This window comes from Streptomyces sp. UF-297 (assembly GCF_058245575.1).
In genome coordinates, this window is sequence record NZ_JBSIBZ010000062.1 from 18,517 (window position 1) to 36,806 (window position 18,290).

The following is an 18,290-nucleotide window of genomic DNA, read 5'->3' on the forward strand; positions in this document are numbered from 1 at the left end:
CATATCAACACGGCCCCGCGCCCCTTGCGGGGCGCGGCACCGCACCGGACTTCCGCAAGCCCGCCGAGTCACGACCGCGCTTCGTCCAGCACCCGCTCCCCGGCCGCGCCATCCGGCTCGCTCCCGCGCAACGGCACCTCCCGTACGAACCACGCGACGGCGAAGGCGATCCCGGCCAGCACCGCGGCCCCCAGCGCCACCCCGTGCAGCCCGCTGGTGACCGCCGCCCGGTAGGCGTCCCGCACCGCTTCGGGCATCGTGCCGAGCAGGTGGGGCGTCACCTCGCCGCCGGCGAGCCGGCGGCCCGCCGTCTCCCCCAGGCGGTCCACCATCGTGGCCGCCACCCGGCCGCTGTAGATCCCGCCGAGCAGGGCCACGCCGAGCGAGCCGCCGATCGTCCGCAGCAGGGTGACCGCGCCGCCGGCGGCGCCCATGTCGCGCGGCTCGGCGCTGTTCATGGTGATGAGCACGGTGGTCTGCAGCAGGAACCCCAGCCCCAGGCCCGCGACCAGGGTCAGCGCCGAGGCGACGGCCGTGCTCGACCCCACCTTGAGCAGCAGCAGGACGAGCATCCCCGCGGCCAGCACCGCGCCGCCCAGGATCGGGTAGATGCGGTAGCGGCCGGTGCGGGCGACCAGCGATCCGGTCATCAGCTGTACGGCGAGCATCCCGAACATCAGCGGCAGCAGCAGCATGCCGCTGGCGGTCGGCGTCAGGCCCTGGACGAACTGCATGTACTGCGGCAGGTAGTTGGTGCCGCCGACCATGACCGCGCCGGCCAGGAAGCTGAGGATCTGCGCGAGGGTGAAGTTGCGGCTGCGAAACAGCCGCGGCGGCAGGATCGGTTCGGCCGCGCGCCGCTCGGCCCGTACGAACCACACCAGCGCCAGCGCGCCCACCGCCGCCAGGGTGAGGATCTGCCAGGACCCCCAGCCGTAGCGGACGCCGCCCCAGCTCGCCAGCAGGGTCACCGCCAGGATGCCCGCGGTCAGCAGCAGCGCCCCCGCGACGTCGATGCGGGCCCGTATCCGCTCCGTACGCAGCCGGATGCCCGTGCCGACGATCAGCAGCGCGGCCGCGCCGACCGGCACGTTCACATAGAAGGCCCAGCGCCAGCTGAGGTGGTCGGTCAGAAAGCCGCCCAGCAGCGGGCCGCCGATGAAGGCCACCGGCATCATCGCGCCGATCATCGACTGCAGACGGCCGCTCTCGCGCGGCGGCACGAGCACGCCGATGACCGAGATCGCGCCGACCATCAGCCCGCCCGCGCCCAGCCCCTGCAGCGCCCGGAAGCCGATGAGCTGCGTCATGTCCTGCGCCAGGCCCGAGAGCATCGACCCGGCCAGGAACACCGCGATCGAGGCCATGAACATGCCCTTGCGGCCGTAGAGGTCGCCGAGCTTGCCCCAGATCGGTGTGGCCGCCGCGGCGGTGAGCATGTAGGCCGTCACCACCCACGACAAGTGGTCGAGCCCGCCCAGTTCGCCGACGATCGTCGGCAGCGCGGTGCCGACGATCAGGCCGTCCAGCATGGCCAGGAACATCCCGAGCATCAGCCCGAAGACCCCGAAATAGAGCTTCTTCACTGCCCCTCCCGCCCTTGTGCGTGTACGTCGTACACGATGGAGATACACCGTACACATTGATGTGTACGACGTACACCGCTGATACGTTGTACGCGCCGGCCGAGGGAAGGACACAGCGCCATGGCAGGGCACAAGGACCAGCGGGAACAGGCAGCACAGAAGGTCTCGCTGTGGGAGCGGGTGGAGCGGCCCGCACCGGCGCCGCGCGCCACCCTGACTCCGCAGAGGATCGCCGCGGCCGGGATGAAACTCGCCGACGCCGAGGGCATCGACGCCGTCACCATGCGCCGGCTGGCCGCCGAACTGGGCGTCGCGCCCATGGCCGCCTACCGGTACGTCTCCGGAAAGTCCGAGGTCCTGGACCTCATGGTCGACGCGGCCTACACCGGCCTGAGGACCCCCGAGGGCGTCACGGGCTGGCGCGAGGTGCTGCGCACCCACGCCCTGCAGAGCCGCGAGATCGCGCTGCGCCACCCCTGGCTGATCCAGATCTCCACGCCGCAGTCGCTGCGCTCCCTGTCTCCCAGCCGGCTGGCCGCGGCCGAGCGGGGGCTGTCCGCGCTGGACGGCCTCGGCCTGGACGTGGACGCGATGATGGCGGTGCTGGGCACCGTCAACTCCTATGTGCACGGCGCCGTTTCGGCCGAGGCCGCCTACCACCAGCTCTTCCGCGAGCGCGGCTGGGACTCCGGCGACGACGTGCGCCAGGCCCTCGCACCGCAGATGACGTACCTCATGAGCACCGGGCGCTACCCCGCCTACCACCGCTACACCAAGGAAGCGACCCGCAAGGACGACCCGCAGTGGCGCTTCGAGACCGGCCTGGACTGCGTCCTGGACGGTATCGCGGCCCGGATGGGGATCTGAGCGCGCAGCGGAATCAGCGCCACCGCTGCATATGTCCAGTTCTCGCCGTACCCGAGGGGAACCAACACCCATAGATTCCTGCTGCCGCGCCACGGAGAGGGATCCCAGCGATGACCGTCAAGGTGATCAAGGCAGAGGGTACGCAAGCCTGTCCTCCGGGCCACTGGGCCCTGTACGACGACCTCAACTTCAATGTGCGCGAGGAGGGCTGGGGCCGCGTCCTGGTCTCGGACGAGCCCATCCGCGACCTGGCGAGCTACGACTTCGACGACTGCGCGTCCTCCGTCGTGAACAACATGGACCGCCCGGTGGCCTTCTACGAGGAGGCCGAGGGCGGCGGACGGGCGGCGACGGTCCCGCCCGGCGCCGCCCGCCCCCGGGTCGTCGCCGATGGCGGGACCACCTTGATGCGCCACAACCGGGAGGTCGGCGACCTGCACCACGCCGTCTCCAGCGCGTATGTGCTCGACTTCCCGCTGGAGACCTTCCGCCACAGCAACAGCTACGTGATCAGCGCGGTGCACAGCGGCAAGTGCCTGGAGGTGTCCGGGGCCTGCAACCGCTCCGGCACCAATGTCCAGCAGGGGGAGCCCACCGGCGCCCGCCACCAGATCTGGACGATCTCCCACGTACAGAACGGCGCTCACCGGCTCGTCAGCCGCAACAGCGACAACGCGCTGGACGTGGTGGGCAACAGCCGCGCTGACGGGGCCAACGTCCAGCAGTGGGAGCCCAACGGCAGCACGGCGCAACGGTGGTGGATCACCAAGGCGGAGGACGGCTCGTACACCTTCGTCGGCGTCGGCAGCCGCAAGGCGCTGGACGTGCTGGACGCCGGCACGGACAACGGCGCCAACGTCGTGGTCCAAGAACACCGCGGCACCCCCAGCCAGCGCTGGCGGCTGCGCCAGGTGCACGCCTACTGACATGCCTGCCGCACCGGCGCGGGCATCCGGACACCCGGACATGAAGCGGCCACGCGCGCCAGGGGGTCGGCGTGCGTGGCCGCTTCTCGGGGGTGGGCAGTGGATCAGGGGTGGTAGTGCTCGGCGACCGTGCCCGCGATGCCGTTCTGGAGGGTGACCCGGACCTGGACGCTGCCGAGCTTGGCGGCCTTGTCCAGGTCGGCGTCGGTGCAGCGGGTGGTGCCGTAGCCCGAGCCGTCGGCGGTGACCTGGCCGTCCTTGCCGCCGCAAATGGCAGCCGCGCCAAGGATCTTGGTGTCGGCGGCCACCCAGAAGGCCTGCTCGGCACCGGACTTCGGGGCGACGGTGAGCTTCCCGGGCGCCAGGTACTTCAGCGTGCCCACCCAGGTCCCGTTGACGCCCTTGTTGCTGCCCTTCCCGGCTGATTCGCCCTTGCCGCCCGGGGCGGTGCCCGCACCGCCGGTGCCGCCGCCGGTCGCCGCGCCGCCGGTGCCGCCCGTACCACCGCCGGTGGCCGCGCCGCCGCCCGTCGCCGAGCCCTGCTTGCCGCCCGTCGTCGCGCCCTGCGAGCCCTTCCCCGCGGACGTGCCGTCGGTGGAGCTGCCGCCGGCCTGCCCGCCGTCAGCGGGCTTCGGCTGGTCCCCCGCGGGAGCGGGAACGCTGCTCGACGGCTGGTCGCCCCCTGCCTTCTCCTCGCCTCCACCGCAGGCGGTCAGCGAGAACGCGGCCACGGCAATCACGGAGACCGCGGCAAGACGGCGGCTGCGGCGAAGCGTGGAAGCGGCGAAGGACATGGTCTTTTCCCCCAAGGTCTGAGTCACGGTGCTGTGCTGTGTTCTGCTGTGCTGTGTTCTGCTGTGCTGTGTTCTGCTGTGCTGTGTTCTTCGGTACGTGCATCAGCCTGCCCGGCCCGGCTAATGCCTGACTAACGCGCCGGTAACAAGCCGCTGGCAACGCGACCGGCCCGGTCCGCGGGGCGAGTCGCCCACGGACCGGGCCGGGAGGATCCGGACGGATCAGGCGGCGGCCGCCGCCTTCTGACCGGCCTCGCTCCGTTCCGCTCCGGTGTCGGCGCCCGGCTGCGGCGCGTCCGTACGGCGCAGGCCCTTGAGGAGGATCACCAGGGCTGTGGTGACCGCCGTACCCGCGGCGATCGCGAGGAGGTAGAGGAAGGGCTCGCCGATCAGGGGGACCACGAAGATGCCGCCGTGCGGGGCGCGCAGGGTGCAGCCGAAGGCCATCGACAGGGCGCCGGTGACCGCGCCGCCCGCCATCGCGGAGGGGATGACCCGCAGCGGATCGGCCGCCGCGAACGGGATCGCGCCCTCGGTGATGAAGGAGGCGCCCAGCACCCAGGCCGCCTTGCCGTTCTCCCGCTCGGTCTTGGTGAAGAGCCTGCCGCGAACGGTCGTGGCCAGCGCCATCGCCAGCGGCGGGACCATACCGGCGGCCATCACCGCGGCCATCACCTTCAGGCTGCCCTCGTTGGGGTTGGCCAGGCCGCCGACCGCGAAGGCGTAGGCGACCTTGTTGAGCGGCCCGCCGAGGTCGAAGCACATCATCAGGCCCAGGATCACGCCGAGGATGATCGCGTTGGCGCCGGAGAGCCCGCTCAGCCAGTCGGTCAGCGCCTTCTGCAGCGAGGCGACCGGCTTGCCGACGACCAGGAACATCAGGAAGCCGACGACGGCGGAGGAGATGAGCGGGATGACGACCACGGGCATGATGCCCCGCAACGGGGCCGGTACGCGGACCCGTTGGACGGCCATCACCACCGCGCCCGCGATCAGACCGGCGATCAGACCGCCGAGGAACCCGGCGTTGATGGTCAGCGCGACGGCGCCGCCGACGAAGCCGGGGACCAGCCCTGGACGGTCCGCCATGCCGTACGCGATATAGCCGGCCAGGACGGGGACCAGGAAGCCGAAGGCGACGCCGCCGATCTGGAACAGGAGCGCCGCCCAGCTGGCGGACTCGGTCCACAGGAAGTGCTCGGCCACGGACGGCGCCTTGTCGATCTCGTACCCGCCGATCGCGAAGGCGAGGGCGATCAGCAGACCACCTGCGGCGACGAACGGGACCATGTAACTGACCCCGGTCATCAACCAAGCACGCAGCCGTGTCCCGAAGCCGTCGCCCTCGTCGCCGCCCTGGTCCATGGGGGCGGTCGCGGGCGCGGTGGTGTCCCCGCGGGCGGCCTTCTCCCGTACCTCTGCGATGAGTTCGGCGGGGCGGTTGATCCCGGCCTTCACGCCGACGTCGACGGTCGGCTTCCCGGCGAAGCGCCCCTTGTCGCGCACCTCCACGTCGTGCGCGAAGATCACCGCATCGGCCGCCTCGATGGTGGCGGGGTCCAGCCGCTCGAAGCCCGCCGAGCCCTGCGTCTCGACGACCACCTCGACCCCGGCCGCCTTGCCCGCCTTCTCCAGCGACTCGGCGGCCATGTAGGTGTGGGCGATGCCGGTGGGGCAGGAGGTGACGGCGACGATGGTGAACGGGCCCTGCTCCGGGGCCGGTTCGTCCGTCTGCCCGGGGGCGGGCTGTGCGGTGGACTGTGGTGCGGGCTGTGGGGTGGGTTCCTCGCCCCTGATGAGGGCCGCCGCCACCGCCGGATCGTCCGCCGTCCGCAGCGCGCCCGTGAACGCCTCGTCCATCAGGTGCCGGGCCAGGCTGGAGAGGATCGTCAGGTGGTCGGCGTCCCCGCCCGCCGGTGCCGCGATCAGGAAGATCAGGTCGGCGGGCCCGTCCGCAGCCCCGAAGTCGATCCCGGCCGCACTGCGCCCGAAGGCCAGCGTCGGCTCGGTGACGTGCTCGCTGCGGCAGTGCGGGATGCCGATGCCGCCGTCCAGCCCGGTGGGCATCTGGGCCTCGCGCGCGGCGACATCGGCGAGAAAGCCCTCCAGATCGGTGACGCGCCCGGCCGCGGCCATCCGCTCCGCCAGCGACCGCGCGGCCGCGTCCTTGCTCTCGGCGGCCAGGTCGAGATCGACCAGGCCCGCAGTGATCAACTCACTCATCACGCGGCTCCCTTGCTCGCGTCATCGCCCGCAAAGAGGCGAAGCGGTCCAACCCATCCGCCCCCTGGCCGGGCCCCCGGCCCCGCCCGATCCAGCTCCGGCTCAGCCAGAACCAGCCCCGGCCCCGCCCATTCCAGCTCCGGCTCAGCCAGAACCAGCCCCGGCCCCGCCCGATCCAGCTCCGGACCGGCCGAATTGAGCCTCGGCCCGGCACCTTCCAGCCCGTCCGGCGTTTGAGGACGAGCACAGCGACCGACAAGCCCGTCCGGCGTTTGAGGACGCGGCCACCGGCCCGCACTCACGGCGCCGGCTCCGTGAGCGGGCGGTCCGCCGGAACGGCATCCGTGACCAGCACCGCCGAAGGATCAAGATCCTTCGGCGCAGGCATCGCGCTGCCCGGCAACTGCACCGCCGCCGCCCCGTACGCCAGCGCCGCCCCCAGCGCCTCGGGCCCCGTGCCGCCCGCGGCCAGGAAACCGGCCAGCGAGGCGTCCCCGGCGCCGACGTTGCTGCGGACGGCGGCGACCGTGGCGCTGCCGAACCAGACGCCGTCGTCCTCGACCAGCACCTGTCCGTCGGCGCCGAGCGACGCCAGCACCGCACGGGCGCCCAGGTCGCGCAGTTCCTGCGCCGCCTTGACCACATCGCCGACGGTCGCCAGCGGACGGCCGACCGCCTGCGCCAGCTCCTGCGCGTTCGGCTTGACGACATCGGGCCGCTCGCGCAGCGCCGCCGTCAGCGAGGGACCGGAGGTGTCCAGCGCGATACGGGCCCCGGCGCGGTGCGCCCGCGCCACCAGCTCCGCGTACCAGGAGGGCGCCAGCCCGCGCGGCAGGCTGCCGCAGCAGGCGATCCACTCCACTCCGGCCGACTGGGCGCGCACGGTCTCCAGCAGCGCCTCCGACTCGGAGGCGGTCAGCTCGGGCCCCGACGCGTTGATCTTTGTGAGGGTGCCGTCCGGCTCCACCACGGAGATGTTGGAGCGGGTCGGGCCGGTGATCGGCACACCCGCCACATCGATCCCTTCCGCCCCCAGCAGCCCGGCCAGCGCCGCGCCCGCCGGGCCGCCCAGCGGCAGTACGGCGACGGTGCGCTGCCCGGCGGCGGCCACCGCCCGCGAGACATTGACGCCCTTGCCGCCGGGGTCGACCCGGTCGGCGGTGGCCCGCAGCACGCCGCCGCGCTCCAGGCCCGGGATCTCGTAGGTGCGGTCCAGGCTGGGATTGGGGGTGACGGTGAGGATCATGCGCGTACAACTTCCGTGTTCATGTGCGGACAACTTCCGTGCCCGCCCGCTCGATGGCGAGGGCGTCCTCGGGGCTCAGCCCGCTGTCGGTGATCAGCACGTCCACCTCGTCCAGACCGCCGAAGCGGGCGAAGTGCTCCTGCCCGAACTTCTGGGAGTCCGCGAGGAGCACGACCCGCCGCGCGGCGGCGATCACCGCGCGCTTGACGGCGGCCTCGGCGAGGTCGGGGGTGGTCAGGCCGCCCGCCAGGGAGAAGCCGTTGGTGGCCAGGAAGACGACATCGGCGTTGATCTCGCCGTAGTCGCGCAGCGCCCAGGCGTCGACCGCGGCGCGCGTACGGTGCCGGATGCGGCCGCCGACGAGGTGGAGGGTGAGGCCGGGGTGGTCGGCCAGGCGGGCGGCGACGGGCAGCGCGTGGGTGACGACGGTGAGGCCGGCCTCCAGCGGCAGCTCGGCCGCCAGCCGCGCCGCGGTCGTACCGGCGTCGATGATCACGCTTCCCCGGCCGGGGAGTTCGGCGAGCGCGGCCCGCGCGATGCGCTGCTTCTCGTCGGCGGCGACGGTGTCGCGCTCGGCGAGGTCGGGCTCGAAGTCCAGCCGCCCGGCCGGTATGGCGCCGCCGTGCACCCTGCGCACCAGTCCGGCCCGGTCCAGGGCCTTCAGGTCGCGGCGTACGGTCTCGGCGGTGACCTGGAACTCCTCGGCGAGGGAGAGCACGTCGACCCGTCCGCTCTCGCGCGCCAGGCGCAGGATCTCCTGCTGCCGCTCCGGTGCGTACATGTGGGTTTACTTCCGATCCATGCCCGAACCTGTGGTTTCACCGGCAGAGTACGCCCGGATTTCAGCAAAGTAAACAGAAGTGGGCGCAGGTCGGACACAAACGGGCATCGGCGGGTGTCGATGGGCACAGAGAAGCCCCGGCGGCAAAGGTCTCGTCCCTCGCCGCCGGGGCTGCCCGGCATCCGTACCCGCGTCCAGGCCGCGGCAGGCGGCTACTTCACATCGCCCATCAGGGCGCCGATCCGCTTGCGGAAGGTGAAGACGCCGACCGCCGCCAGGACGGCCAGGCTCGCCTGGAGGGCGAAGTACGCGCCGCCGCCGGTGGCGTCGCCCATCACCTGCTGGATGATCGCGGCCACACAGTCGCCCGCGGTGACCGCCAGGCACCACACGCCCATCATCTGGCTCGCGTACTTGCGCGGCGCCAGCTTGGTCGTCGCCGACAGGCCCACCGGCGCCAGGCACAGCTCGGCCATGGCGTGGATGAAGTAGACGGTGGCCAGCCACATCGGGGAGACCTGCGCGCCACCGGACGCGGCCGCCTGCGCCGCCACCATCACGAAGAAGGAGATGCCGATCATCAGCAGCGCCATCGAGAACTTCACCGGCACGCTCGGGTTGCGGCTGCGCAGCCACTGCCACAGCATCGCGGCCACCGGCGCCAGCGCCATCACGAAGACGGGGTTCATCGACTGGAACCAGCTGGTCGGGAAGGTCCAGCCGAAGATCGCGTTGTTGGTGCTGTCGTGCGCGAACAGGTTCAGCACGGAGCCGGCCTGGTCGTAGATCATGAAGAACACGGCGGCCGCGATGAAGATCCAGATGAAGCTGCTCATCTTGGACTGCTCGTCCGCGCTGAGGTCCTTGTCGCGCTTGATGCGCGCGAAGCAGAACACCGGCAGCGCCAGGCCCGCCAGGGTCAGCGGCCACAGCGCCCAGCCCACGCTCAGCGAACCGGTCAGGCCCACGACGGTGTAGAAGGCGGCCGCGGCGGCCAGCCACAGCAGCCCGCGCTTGACGAGCCGGGTGCGCTCGGCGGCGCTCAGCGGGGCGTTGACCACGGAGCTGGCCGGGCTCAGGTGGCGGCTGCCGAGCAGGTACTGGGTCAGGCCCAGGCTCATGCCGACGCCGGCCAGCGCGAAGCCCAGGTGCCAGTCGACGCTCTGGCCGACGGTGCCGATGACCAGCGGGGCGATGAAACCGCCCAGGTTGATCCCCATGTAGAAGATCGTGAAGCCGCTGTCCCTGCGCGGGTCGGTGCGGTCCGGGTAGAGCTGGCCGACCATCGTGGAGATGTTGGACTTCAGGATTCCGGCGCCGAGCGCGATGAAGGCGAGCCCCACGAAGAACGTCGCCGTATTGGCCAGCGCCAGCAGGAAGTGGCCGCCCACCATGCAGACGCCGCCGATGGCGACGGCCTTGCGGGCGCCCCACACCCGGTCGGCGACCCAGCCGCCGGGCAGCGCCAGCAGGTAGACCATGGCGTTGTAGACGGAGAAGATCGCCGCGCCGGTGGCGGCGTCGAAGCCGAGCCCGCCGCTGGAGGCGGGGGCCACCAGGTACAGCACGAGCAGGGCCCGCATGCCGACGAAGCTGAACCGCTCCCACATCTCCGTCATGAAGAGGGTGGCCAGGCCACGGGGATGGCCGAAGAACGTGGCGCCGCCCGGGGGCGGGGCGCTCGGCGACGGCGTCGCCTCACTGTTCTTCGTCAGGGATGCGGCCATGATCAAGTCCTTTTGCTTTCGGGCATACCTTTGCAATTGGAACGGCATAAAGCCGCTCCCCTACCCGGCAAAGGTCCCGAAACGGACATGCCAAAGTCCCGAACCGGACGTGTCGTACGCCTCGTCCGCGACGCGCCCCGGACAGGGGAGAGCCCCGGCGCCAGGGGGGGTGGGGCACCGGGGCTCGCTTATGGGGTTGTACGGGGCGGGCGCGGGCCACGCCCCGCCATGACGGCGGACCGGCCGCCGCGGGCGCGGGCTAGGCCGCCGCGTCGAAGCCCGTGTCGCGCGCCATCTTCTTCAGCTCCAGCAGCGCGTGCTTCTCGATCTGCCGGATCCGCTCACGGGTCAGGCCGTGCTGCTTGCCGACCTCCGTCAGCGTCCGCTCGCGGCCGTCCTCGATGCCGTACCGGGCCTTGATGATCGAGGCCGTACGGTGGTCGAGCCGGTCGATCAGGTCCTCCAGCTCCTCGCTGCGCAGCAGCGTGAGCACCGACTGCTCGGGCGAGGCCGCGGAGGTGTCCTCCAGCAGGTCGCCGAACTGGGTGTCGCCGTCGTCGTCCACCGACATGTTGAGGCTGACCGGGTCGCGCGCCCAGTCCAGTACGTCGGTGACGCGCGCGGGCGTGGAGCCCAGCTCCGCGGCGATCTCCGCCGGCTCCGGGTCGCGGCCGTTCTCCCGGTTGAACTCGCGCTGCACGCGGCGGATGCGGCCGAGCTCCTCCACGAGGTGCACGGGCAGCCGGATCGTACGGGACTGGTCCGCGATGGAGCGGGTGATCGCCTGGCGGATCCACCACGTCGCGTACGTCGAGAACTTGAAGCCCTTGGCGTAGTCGAACTTCTCCACCGCGCGCACCAGGCCCGCGTTGCCCTCCTGGATCAGGTCCAGCAGGGGCAGACCGCTGCGCGGGTAGCGGCGGGCGACGGCGACGACCAGGCGCAGGTTGGAGCGGATGAAGACGTCCTTGGCCCGCTCGCCCTCGGCGGCCAGCGCCTCGAGCTCCTCGCGGGTGGCACCGGCGGCATTGACGGGCACGTCGGCCTGGTCGCCCTGTGCGGCGTCCGCTGCGTCCGCCGCGTCCGCCGCACCCTCGGACGGCGTGACGGCCCCGTCCAGGATCTGCCGGGCGTAGACGCCCGCCTCGATGGTCTGGGACAGCTCGACCTCCTTGGCGGCGTCGAGCAGGGGCGTACGCGCGATCTCGTCGAGGTACATGCCGACCAGGTCGCGGTCGGCGATCTCCCCGCCTACGGCGCGAACGCTGCTGACCCTGTCAGCACCGCTTTTGCCGGACTGACGGGCGACGGCACGGGTTGCCATGCGTGTGCTCCCTTAGCGATGAGTTCTTCGCGGGATGGTGGCGGTGGGACACCTGGTGTTCGGTCCGGGTACCCCGTCCGTAGGAAACAACGGCTGGAATCCGGACAGAATTCCCATGCTGCGCACCTGTTTTTGTGATCATGCAGTACCCTGCGTCCCCACCGAGGGGGGTCGCATGCTGCCGGAGCGCAGAGAAGTGCAGGTCAGGGCGGGCACCGAGGCGGACCTCGGACCCCTGACGGACCTCTACAACCGCTACGTCCGTGAGACGCCCGTCACATTCGACACCGAGCCCTTCACCCCCGAGCAGCGCCGCTCGTGGTTGCTCTCCCACCCTGAAGACGGCCCGCACCGCCTTCTGGTTGCTCAGAGCGCCGAGGCGGGGCACACGGGCCCGCCCCTCCTGGGGTACGCGTCCAGTAGCCCTTTCCGCGCCAGGCCGGCCTATGCCACGTCCGTGGAGGTCAGCGTCTACTGCGCGCCGCAGGCCACCGGCCGAGGCGTCGGCACGCTGCTCTACACAGCCCTCTTCGAGGCGCTGGCGGGCGAGGGCGTGCACCGCGCGTACGCGGGCATCGCCCTGCCCAACGAGGCCTCCACCCGCCTGCACGTACGGTTCGGTTTCCGCCATGTCGGCACGTACCGCGAGGTGGGCCACAAATTCGGCCGCTTCTGGGACGTGGCCTGGTACGAGAAGCCCCTGGACCGCCCCGGCCGCGCCGCGCCCGCGGCCCGGCCCGGCTCCCCCTCCGGTTGACGGACCCCGGTGGCGGGTGTGGCCTGGAGAGCGGGGGCCGACGATGAAGGAGTCCGTCATGCAGACGCACCTCCCGCGGCACGGGACGGCCGTGGCCCGGCCGCAACCGCAGCACCACCTCTCGGCAGCCGTGGCGCTCCCCGCCACCGGCGCCCTCGCGTACGGCCTGTACGCGGTCTTCCTGGAGCACACCAACGGCGGCTCCTGGGGCAGCTCCTGGCTCCTGGGCCTGGCCGCCGCCGTGGTCGTCGGCGCCCTCGGCGTCCTGCTGATCCGCCACCAGTCCGCCCTGATCACCGAGGTGCGCGCGCTGGCCTACGGCGCCCTCTTCGGCGCCGCCATGGGCTTCCTCTACAGCCTCACCGGCCCCTCCGTCCTGAGGGCCACCGCCCTGGCCGCCGCCCTCGGCGCCGGAATGTTCGCCGTCGCGCTGTACGTGTTCCGCACACACGAGCGGTGAGCTGACCGGCTGCACCGGCAGCGCTTGACCTCGATCGCCGTTGAGGTCCTAGCGTCCCCTTCATGGCATTCACACCCAAGGAACGTGACTACCTCGCCGCCCAGCCGCTGGCCCGGCTGGCGACCATCGGCCCGGACGGCGGGCCCCAGGTGCGTCCGGTGGGCTTTGTGCTCAACGCCGACGGCACCATCGACATCGGCGGACCCAAGCTCAGTACGAGCCGGAAGTACCGCAACGCCCAGGCCCGGCCCGAAGTCTCTTTAGTGGTCGACGACTTGTCGCCGACGGACGACCCGGTGGCGCGCGGCAACGGCCGCGGAGTGGAGATCCGCGGCCACGCCGAGCTGCTGACGCTGGACGCGCCGCCGATGGCGCCGGAGTTCTTCAGCAACGACGTGATCCGCATCCACCCGCGACGGGTAATCAGCTGGAATCTGGAGGAGAGCGGCGGCCGGGGCCGCGACGTCGGCTGATCCGGGGGCGCGTCACGCCGGGCTCACCTGCGGCGGCGCGTCGTCGTTCCCCCGCCGGAAGGTGCGCAGCGGGCCGCCGGGGTGCCAGGACTCCAGGACGATGTGGGGGTCCTGGATGTAGGTGCGGGTCGCTGCCGTCAGGTGCGCGCGGAAGAGGTGGAAGGGCTCGGGCGGGTGGGCCTCGGCGGTGTAGCGGGCGATCAGGGCGGGGTCGGTGATCTCCACGGCGCGGCCGTCGAGGCATACGTCGCCGGCGTCGGCCATGTCCGAGTCCCCGCCGGGGTTGGCGTGCAGCGCGAAGCGGGGGTCGCGGCGCAGGTCGCGGGACTTGAGGGAGTTGGCCATCATGCCCAGCCACAGCTCGCCGTGGCGGAAGTCCGCTTCGAGGCCGCTCAGGCGGGGGGAGCCGTCCTTGCGCAGGGTCGCCAGGACGTGGTGGCGGTACGCGCCGAAGCGCTCGCGTACGCGCCGCGCCAACTCGGGCTGGGCTGCGACGAATTGCGGCCAGCGGGCGGACGGGATCGCGCCGCCCGTACCGCCCGTACCGCTCGTGTCGTCTGTGCGCTCGCGGCTGTTCATGCGGCCAGAATGCCCGCGATACCCGACACCTTGTGTCGTGATTGTTCGCCGTGCCGCCGGCGCCTCCGGCGCTGGGCCGAAGGTCCGGTGCGACCAGCGGCGTAGGGCCAACGACCGTTACCTGCCCCATGCACGCAGTTCTAGCCTCGGCGCATGGATACGACGAGTGGCACTCTCGACGAAGCCCTGCAGCGACTGCACGGCTCGGGCCCGGAGTTCCGGGGCTTTCTGAGCAACCACGGCCCGATGGCCGTGGAGGCCCTGGTGCGCAACGGCCAGGCCCGTACCGTCCACAGCTGGCTCGACGCCTACGAGCGCAAGCTGGAGGACGTACCCCGCCCCGTGGCCCGTATCACCGACGCCAACTGGCAGAGCGCGCTGGGCGATACGAGCCGGGTGACCGACTGGACCGCCTACTTCACCGAGCAGATCGCCGAGCGCCCCTGGCGGGAGGTGCTCGCCCAGTGGTGGCCGCGGCTGCTGCCGGGCATCGCCGGCGCCGCCACCCACCCCGTGATCCGCGTGGGCCACGCCGTGCGCAGTCTTCTGGAGGAGGGCGAGGACGGGCCGCGGCTCGCGGAGTTCGCGCACGCCGTCGGCTACTGGGCGGCCCGCCACCTCCCGCTGCCCGCCGCCGTGCACCCCGCGGGCGCCGCCACCCCGGCCGAGGCCCTGGCCGCGCTCCCCCGGCTCGCCGCGCCCGCCCCCACCCCGGTGGACGGGTACGCCGAACTCCCCTCCACGCAAGGGTGGCTGGAGACCACGCAGTCCCTGCGCATCCCGCAGGAGCCCGAGGCGATACGGGACCGGCTCGCCGATCTCGTACGGGCGGCCACCGTGAACTACGCCGACTACGGGCACGGCAACGGCGTGATGCTGGTGCACGCCGCCACCGCCCCCAACGCCGTGCTGCGCACCCTGCCCGCGCTGCCCAAGGAGCTGTGGGGCGCCTCACTCGCCACGGCCTGGGCGGCGACCTCGGCGATCACCACCATCTACGCCGCCGACACCCCGCGGGCGGCCCCGGACGCGTCCGCCTTCACCCCCGAGGAGGTCTTCGAGCAGGCGCTGGTCGCCAACGGCAACGAGCACGCGATCAAGTTCGCGGACACCGCGCTGGACGTGGCGGCCCGCTCCGAGGACGGCGATACGCGCGCCCTGTCGGCGGCCCTGAACGCCGTACGGCTGATCAAGGTGGACGACTGAGGGGGCAGGGGTGCCCAGGCGGGGCGATGTGACGGACTCCGGGCGGGCTCGGGCCTCCGCTCCCCCTGAAGTCCCAGGTCACACTCCCGCCTCAGTTGTTAAATGTTCAAGAATTCTTCGACGGGTGAGACAGTGGAAGCATGAGCAATCGATCCGCGGACGAGCCGCGCTGGCTCAGCGACGAAGAGCAGTACGCCTGGCAGTGCTACCTCCACGCCACCTCGCTGCTCGATGATCACCTCGACCGCCAGCTACAGCGCGACGCGGGCATGCCGCACGTCTACTACGGGCTCCTGGTGCACCTCTCCCGGGCCCCGCGGCGCCGGATGCGGATGACCGAGCTGGCCCAGAACGCCAAGATCACCCGGTCCCGCCTTTCGCACGCCATCGCCCGCCTGGAGAAGAACGGCTGGGTGCAGCGCGAGGACTGCCCCTCGGACAAGCGCGGCCAGATCGCCGTCCTGACCGACGAGGGCATGCGGGTGCTGGAGAAGGCCGCGCCGGGCCATGTCGCGGCCGTCCGCGCGGCGATATTCGACCGCCTCAGCCCCGAGCAGGTCGGCCAACTGGCCGAGATCTGCCGGGTGATGACCGACGGGCTGCAGCCGAAGGGCGCCGACCTGCCCTGGCTCCGGTAGCGGAGACGGGACGGGCCGACGCCCTCGGGGCGGGGCCCCCGGCGGCCCTGTGGCCTGCGGGGACCCGCCCGGCTCGCGTACGGCCCGTACCCCCGTCCCGGGCCGTACGCCTCGCTCAGTGCGCCATCACCGGCACCGGCACGTCCTGCTCCGCGCCCTCGCCGTCACCGGAGCGCGCCGCGGGCGTGGAGCCGCCCTGGTGGCCGGTGTTGATGAAGGTGAACGCGATCACGGCGGAGAGCAGCAGGATGCCGGCCGCCCACCAGATGGCGGTGGTGTAGCCGTGCGTCATCGACTCCAGCTTGAGCACGTCCAGGGAGCGGGCACCGGCCGCGTGCGAGGTGGCGTACGCGGTGGTGGCGCTGGCCGCGACGGTGTTCAGCAGGGCGGTGCCGATCGCGCCGCCCACCTGCTGGGAGGTGTTGACCATCGCGGAGGCGACGCCCGCGTCGCTGGGCCGCACGCCGTGCGTGGCCAGCGACATGGCCGGCATGAACGCCGTACCCATGCCCAGGCCCAGCAGGACGAAGGCGGGCAGGATCAGCGCCGGGTAGGAGGTGTCCAGCCCGATGCCGGTGAGCATCACCATGCCGACGGCGGCGAGCAGGAAGCCCGGGGCCATCAGCAGCCGCGGCGGGACCCGGGTCATCAGGCGGGTGCCGATCTGCGTGGAGCCGACGATCATGCCGCCGACCATGGGCAGGAAGGCCAGGCCGGTGACGACCGGCGTGTAGCCCCGTACGACCTGGAGGTAGTAGGTCAGGAACAGGAACAGGCCGAACATGCCGATGACGGCCAGGCCCAGGGAGAGGTAGACACCGCCGCGGTTGCGCTCGGTGACCACGCGCAGCGGCAGCAGCGGGTTCTTCACCTTGGACTCGACGACGCCGAAGGCCAGCAGCAGGGCGGCGGCCGCGGCGAACAGGCCCAGCGTCCAGCCCGAGGTCCAGCCGTCGGACTCGGCGCGGGTGAAGCCGTACACCAGCGAGACCAGGCCGAGGGTGGCCAGCAGGACGCCGGGGATGTCGAGCTTGGAGGGGTTGCGCGAGCCGGCGGGCTCCCGGATCACCAGCAGCGCGCCGACGGCGGCGATGACGGCGAAGGGGATGTTGACGTAGAAGGTCCAGCGCCAGTTCAGGTACTCGGTGAGCAGGCCGCCCAGCGTCAGGCCGATGGCGCTGCCGCCACCGGCGATGGCGCCGAAGATGCCGAACGCCTTCGCGCGCTCCTTGGCCTCGGTGAACGTCACCGCGAGCAGCGAGAGCGCGGCCGGGGCCAGCAGCGCGCCGAAGACGCCCTGCAGCGCGCGGGCGCCGAGCAGCAGGCCCATGTTGCTCGCGGCACCGCCGAGCGCGGAGGCGAGGGCGAAGCCGACCAGGCCGATGATGAACGTGCGCTTACGGCCCCACAGGTCCGCCACGCGCCCGCCGAACAGCAGCAGCCCGCCGAAGGCCAGCGCGTAGGCCGTGATGACCCACTGCCGGTTGCCGTCGGATATGCCGAGGTCGGCCTGGGCGGAGGGCAGCGCGATGTTCACGATCGTGGCGTCGAGCACGACCATGAGCTGGGCGAGAGCGATGAAGATCAGCGCTTTCCAGCGCCTGGGGTCGACGGAGTGGGCTGTTTCTGGCATGACGGGATCCACCTAGTGGTGCAGTGAGCGAAAAACGCGGCGCAATCGCCTGTCAGCGGGCGCGTACGTATGGATACGGAGAAATGGGACGGGTGGGTCGTGGGGGTGGGCTGCCGGGTCGATGAGGGGAGTTACGGGACGCGCGGGGGACCGCACACACGGGGCGCACGGCTCCGCTCAGGGCGCTCAGGGCCGTTGCCGGAGGTCTTCCAACGTGGCCGCCGCGCCGGGCAGTTCGGAGCGCGCGGGCGCCATCAGGCCGTCCAGGAACAGCTGGAGGTGCCGGTGCACGAATCTGTCGAAATCGATACAGCCACTCCCCGGCAGCGGCCGGGTGAGCTGGGTGAGCGCGACCATCAGGTCACCGACGGCGATGTCGGTGCGCAGCTGGCCGCTGTCCCGCGCCGCGCCCATCAGGGCCTCGACGGCCGCCTCCAGGCGGTCGCGCGCCGCGAGCATGTCGGGGTGGTCCTTGTCGATGCCGTCCGAGAGCAGCGGGCACAGGGCCCCGATCCGCTCCTCCACCGCAGCGTGGACAAAGCGCCTCAGCGCCTGGAAAGCATCGGACTCCTCCGTGAGGGCTGCCTCCGCCCGGTCCGCGGTACGGGACATGACGGAGAGCGTGACGTGGTGGATCAGCGCAGGGCGATCCGCGAAGTGCCGGTACAGCGTGGCATTGCCGACCCCGGCCCGTCGAGCGATTTCGTCGAGGGGGATCTCGGCCCCCTGCTCGACCATCGCCTCCCGGGCGGCCGCGAGGATGCGCTCCCGGTTGCGCAGGGCGTCGGCCCGCAGTCGGGGCTGCGGGATCTTCACGTCGCTGGCGGCCACGTCGGCACTTCTCCTCTCGGGGTCCGGACCCGCAGGACGGGTGCGGCAATGAAGCGGGGAGCCGGTCCCCGCTTCGTGGGACACCGGGTTAAACGGGGAGAGCGTCCCCGGATATTTCACGTCCGCTTGTGACCTGCACCACATGAGGTGACGTACGGGTACGCGCCCGGCTCGGCGGCGCTGTACGTGACGCCAAACGCGGCTCCGTACACGCCCGGCCCGGTGGCTCTGTACGTGAC

At 71.9% G+C, this 18,290-nt stretch carries 17 protein-coding genes; 7 read left to right on the forward strand and 10 right to left on the reverse strand.

Going from position 1 to position 18,290, the window contains the following annotated elements:
• Window positions 1-68 precede the first annotated feature (68 nt).
• Window positions 69-1,586: an MDR family MFS transporter gene (locus AC4IJH_RS29015; RefSeq protein ID WP_490854860.1), complete on the reverse strand. Its 1,518-nt coding sequence runs from the start codon at window positions 1,584-1,586 to the stop codon at window positions 69-71.
• A 120-nt stretch (window positions 1,587-1,706) separates the two neighbouring features.
• Here AC4IJH_RS29015 and AC4IJH_RS29020 point away from each other — a divergent pair, with 120 nt between their 5' ends.
• Together AC4IJH_RS29020 and AC4IJH_RS29025 are read left to right on the forward strand one after the other, a co-directional pair.
• The gene (locus tag AC4IJH_RS29020; RefSeq protein WP_490854861.1) at window positions 1,707-2,453 is read left to right on the forward strand and encodes a TetR/AcrR family transcriptional regulator; all 747 of its coding nucleotides are present in this window, start codon (window positions 1,707-1,709) and stop codon (window positions 2,451-2,453) included.
• 110 nt (window positions 2,454-2,563) lie between these two features.
• A complete protein-coding gene (locus AC4IJH_RS29025) occupies window positions 2,564-3,379 on the forward strand; it encodes an RICIN domain-containing protein (protein ID WP_490854862.1) in 816 nt (271 codons plus the stop codon).
• Between the two features lie 104 nt (window positions 3,380-3,483).
• On the opposite strand, the gene AC4IJH_RS29030 is transcribed toward AC4IJH_RS29025, so the two are convergent.
• The 6 genes from AC4IJH_RS29030 to AC4IJH_RS29055 form a co-directional block, all read right to left on the reverse strand.
• Window positions 3,484-4,173: a hypothetical protein gene (locus AC4IJH_RS29030; protein ID WP_490854863.1), complete on the reverse strand. Its 690-nt coding sequence runs from the start codon at window positions 4,171-4,173 to the stop codon at window positions 3,484-3,486.
• Between the two features lie 222 nt (window positions 4,174-4,395).
• Window positions 4,396-6,396, reverse strand: a complete 2,001-nt coding sequence (locus tag AC4IJH_RS29035) for a PTS fructose transporter subunit IIABC (RefSeq protein ID WP_490854864.1) — start codon at window positions 6,394-6,396, stop codon at window positions 4,396-4,398.
• A 298-nt stretch (window positions 6,397-6,694) separates the two neighbouring features.
• Complete coding sequence (gene pfkB / locus AC4IJH_RS29040) at window positions 6,695-7,642, reverse strand: 1-phosphofructokinase (protein ID WP_490854865.1); 948 nt, start codon at window positions 7,640-7,642, stop codon at window positions 6,695-6,697.
• A 19-nt stretch (window positions 7,643-7,661) separates the two neighbouring features.
• Entirely contained in the window at window positions 7,662-8,423 is a 762-nt protein-coding gene (locus AC4IJH_RS29045; protein ID WP_490854866.1) for a DeoR/GlpR family DNA-binding transcription regulator, read from the reverse strand.
• 212 nt (window positions 8,424-8,635) lie between these two features.
• Window positions 8,636-10,150: a peptide MFS transporter gene (locus AC4IJH_RS29050; protein ID WP_490854867.1), complete on the reverse strand. Its 1,515-nt coding sequence runs from the start codon at window positions 10,148-10,150 to the stop codon at window positions 8,636-8,638.
• 259 nt (window positions 10,151-10,409) lie between these two features.
• Window positions 10,410-11,474, reverse strand: coding sequence for a sigma-70 family RNA polymerase sigma factor (locus tag AC4IJH_RS29055; RefSeq protein WP_490854868.1), 1,065 nt, complete (start codon window positions 11,472-11,474; stop codon window positions 10,410-10,412).
• A gap of 178 nt (window positions 11,475-11,652) precedes the next feature.
• Here AC4IJH_RS29055 and AC4IJH_RS29060 point away from each other — a divergent pair, with 178 nt between their 5' ends.
• The 3 genes from AC4IJH_RS29060 to AC4IJH_RS29070 all read left to right on the forward strand — a co-directional run bounded on the left by AC4IJH_RS29060 (window position 11,653) and on the right by AC4IJH_RS29070 (window position 13,164).
• Window positions 11,653-12,231 carry a GNAT family N-acetyltransferase gene (locus AC4IJH_RS29060; RefSeq protein ID WP_490854895.1) on the forward strand — a complete coding sequence of 193 codons (579 nt, stop codon included), beginning with the start codon at window positions 11,653-11,655 and terminating at the stop codon, window positions 12,229-12,231.
• A 58-nt stretch (window positions 12,232-12,289) separates the two neighbouring features.
• On the forward strand, window positions 12,290-12,691 hold the full coding sequence (locus AC4IJH_RS29065; RefSeq protein ID WP_490854869.1) for a hypothetical protein: 402 nt from the start codon (window positions 12,290-12,292) through the stop codon (window positions 12,689-12,691).
• Window positions 12,692-12,753: 62 nt separating this feature from the next.
• Window positions 12,754-13,164, forward strand: coding sequence for a PPOX class F420-dependent oxidoreductase (locus AC4IJH_RS29070; RefSeq protein ID WP_490854870.1), 411 nt, complete (start codon window positions 12,754-12,756; stop codon window positions 13,162-13,164).
• Window positions 13,165-13,176: 12 nt separating this feature from the next.
• On the opposite strand, the gene AC4IJH_RS29075 is transcribed toward AC4IJH_RS29070, so the two are convergent.
• Window positions 13,177-13,743, reverse strand: a complete 567-nt coding sequence (locus AC4IJH_RS29075) for a pyridoxamine 5'-phosphate oxidase family protein (RefSeq protein WP_490854871.1) — start codon at window positions 13,741-13,743, stop codon at window positions 13,177-13,179.
• Window positions 13,744-13,896: 153 nt separating this feature from the next.
• Here AC4IJH_RS29075 and AC4IJH_RS29080 point away from each other — a divergent pair, with 153 nt between their 5' ends.
• Both AC4IJH_RS29080 and AC4IJH_RS29085 read left to right on the forward strand, forming a co-directional pair.
• Window positions 13,897-14,949 carry a questin oxidase family protein gene (locus tag AC4IJH_RS29080; protein ID WP_490854872.1) on the forward strand — a complete coding sequence of 351 codons (1,053 nt, stop codon included), beginning with the start codon at window positions 13,897-13,899 and terminating at the stop codon, window positions 14,947-14,949.
• Window positions 14,950-15,089: 140 nt separating this feature from the next.
• Window positions 15,090-15,587, forward strand: a complete 498-nt coding sequence (locus AC4IJH_RS29085; protein WP_490854873.1) for a MarR family winged helix-turn-helix transcriptional regulator — start codon at window positions 15,090-15,092, stop codon at window positions 15,585-15,587.
• A gap of 115 nt (window positions 15,588-15,702) precedes the next feature.
• On the opposite strand, the gene AC4IJH_RS29090 is transcribed toward AC4IJH_RS29085, so the two are convergent.
• Together AC4IJH_RS29090 and AC4IJH_RS29095 are read right to left on the reverse strand one after the other, a co-directional pair.
• Window positions 15,703-17,220: an MFS transporter gene (locus AC4IJH_RS29090; RefSeq protein ID WP_490854874.1), complete on the reverse strand. Its 1,518-nt coding sequence runs from the start codon at window positions 17,218-17,220 to the stop codon at window positions 15,703-15,705.
• A 186-nt stretch (window positions 17,221-17,406) separates the two neighbouring features.
• Window positions 17,407-18,051: a TetR/AcrR family transcriptional regulator gene (locus AC4IJH_RS29095; RefSeq protein WP_490854875.1), complete on the reverse strand. Its 645-nt coding sequence runs from the start codon at window positions 18,049-18,051 to the stop codon at window positions 17,407-17,409.
• Between the last annotated feature and the right edge of the window lie 239 nt (window positions 18,052-18,290).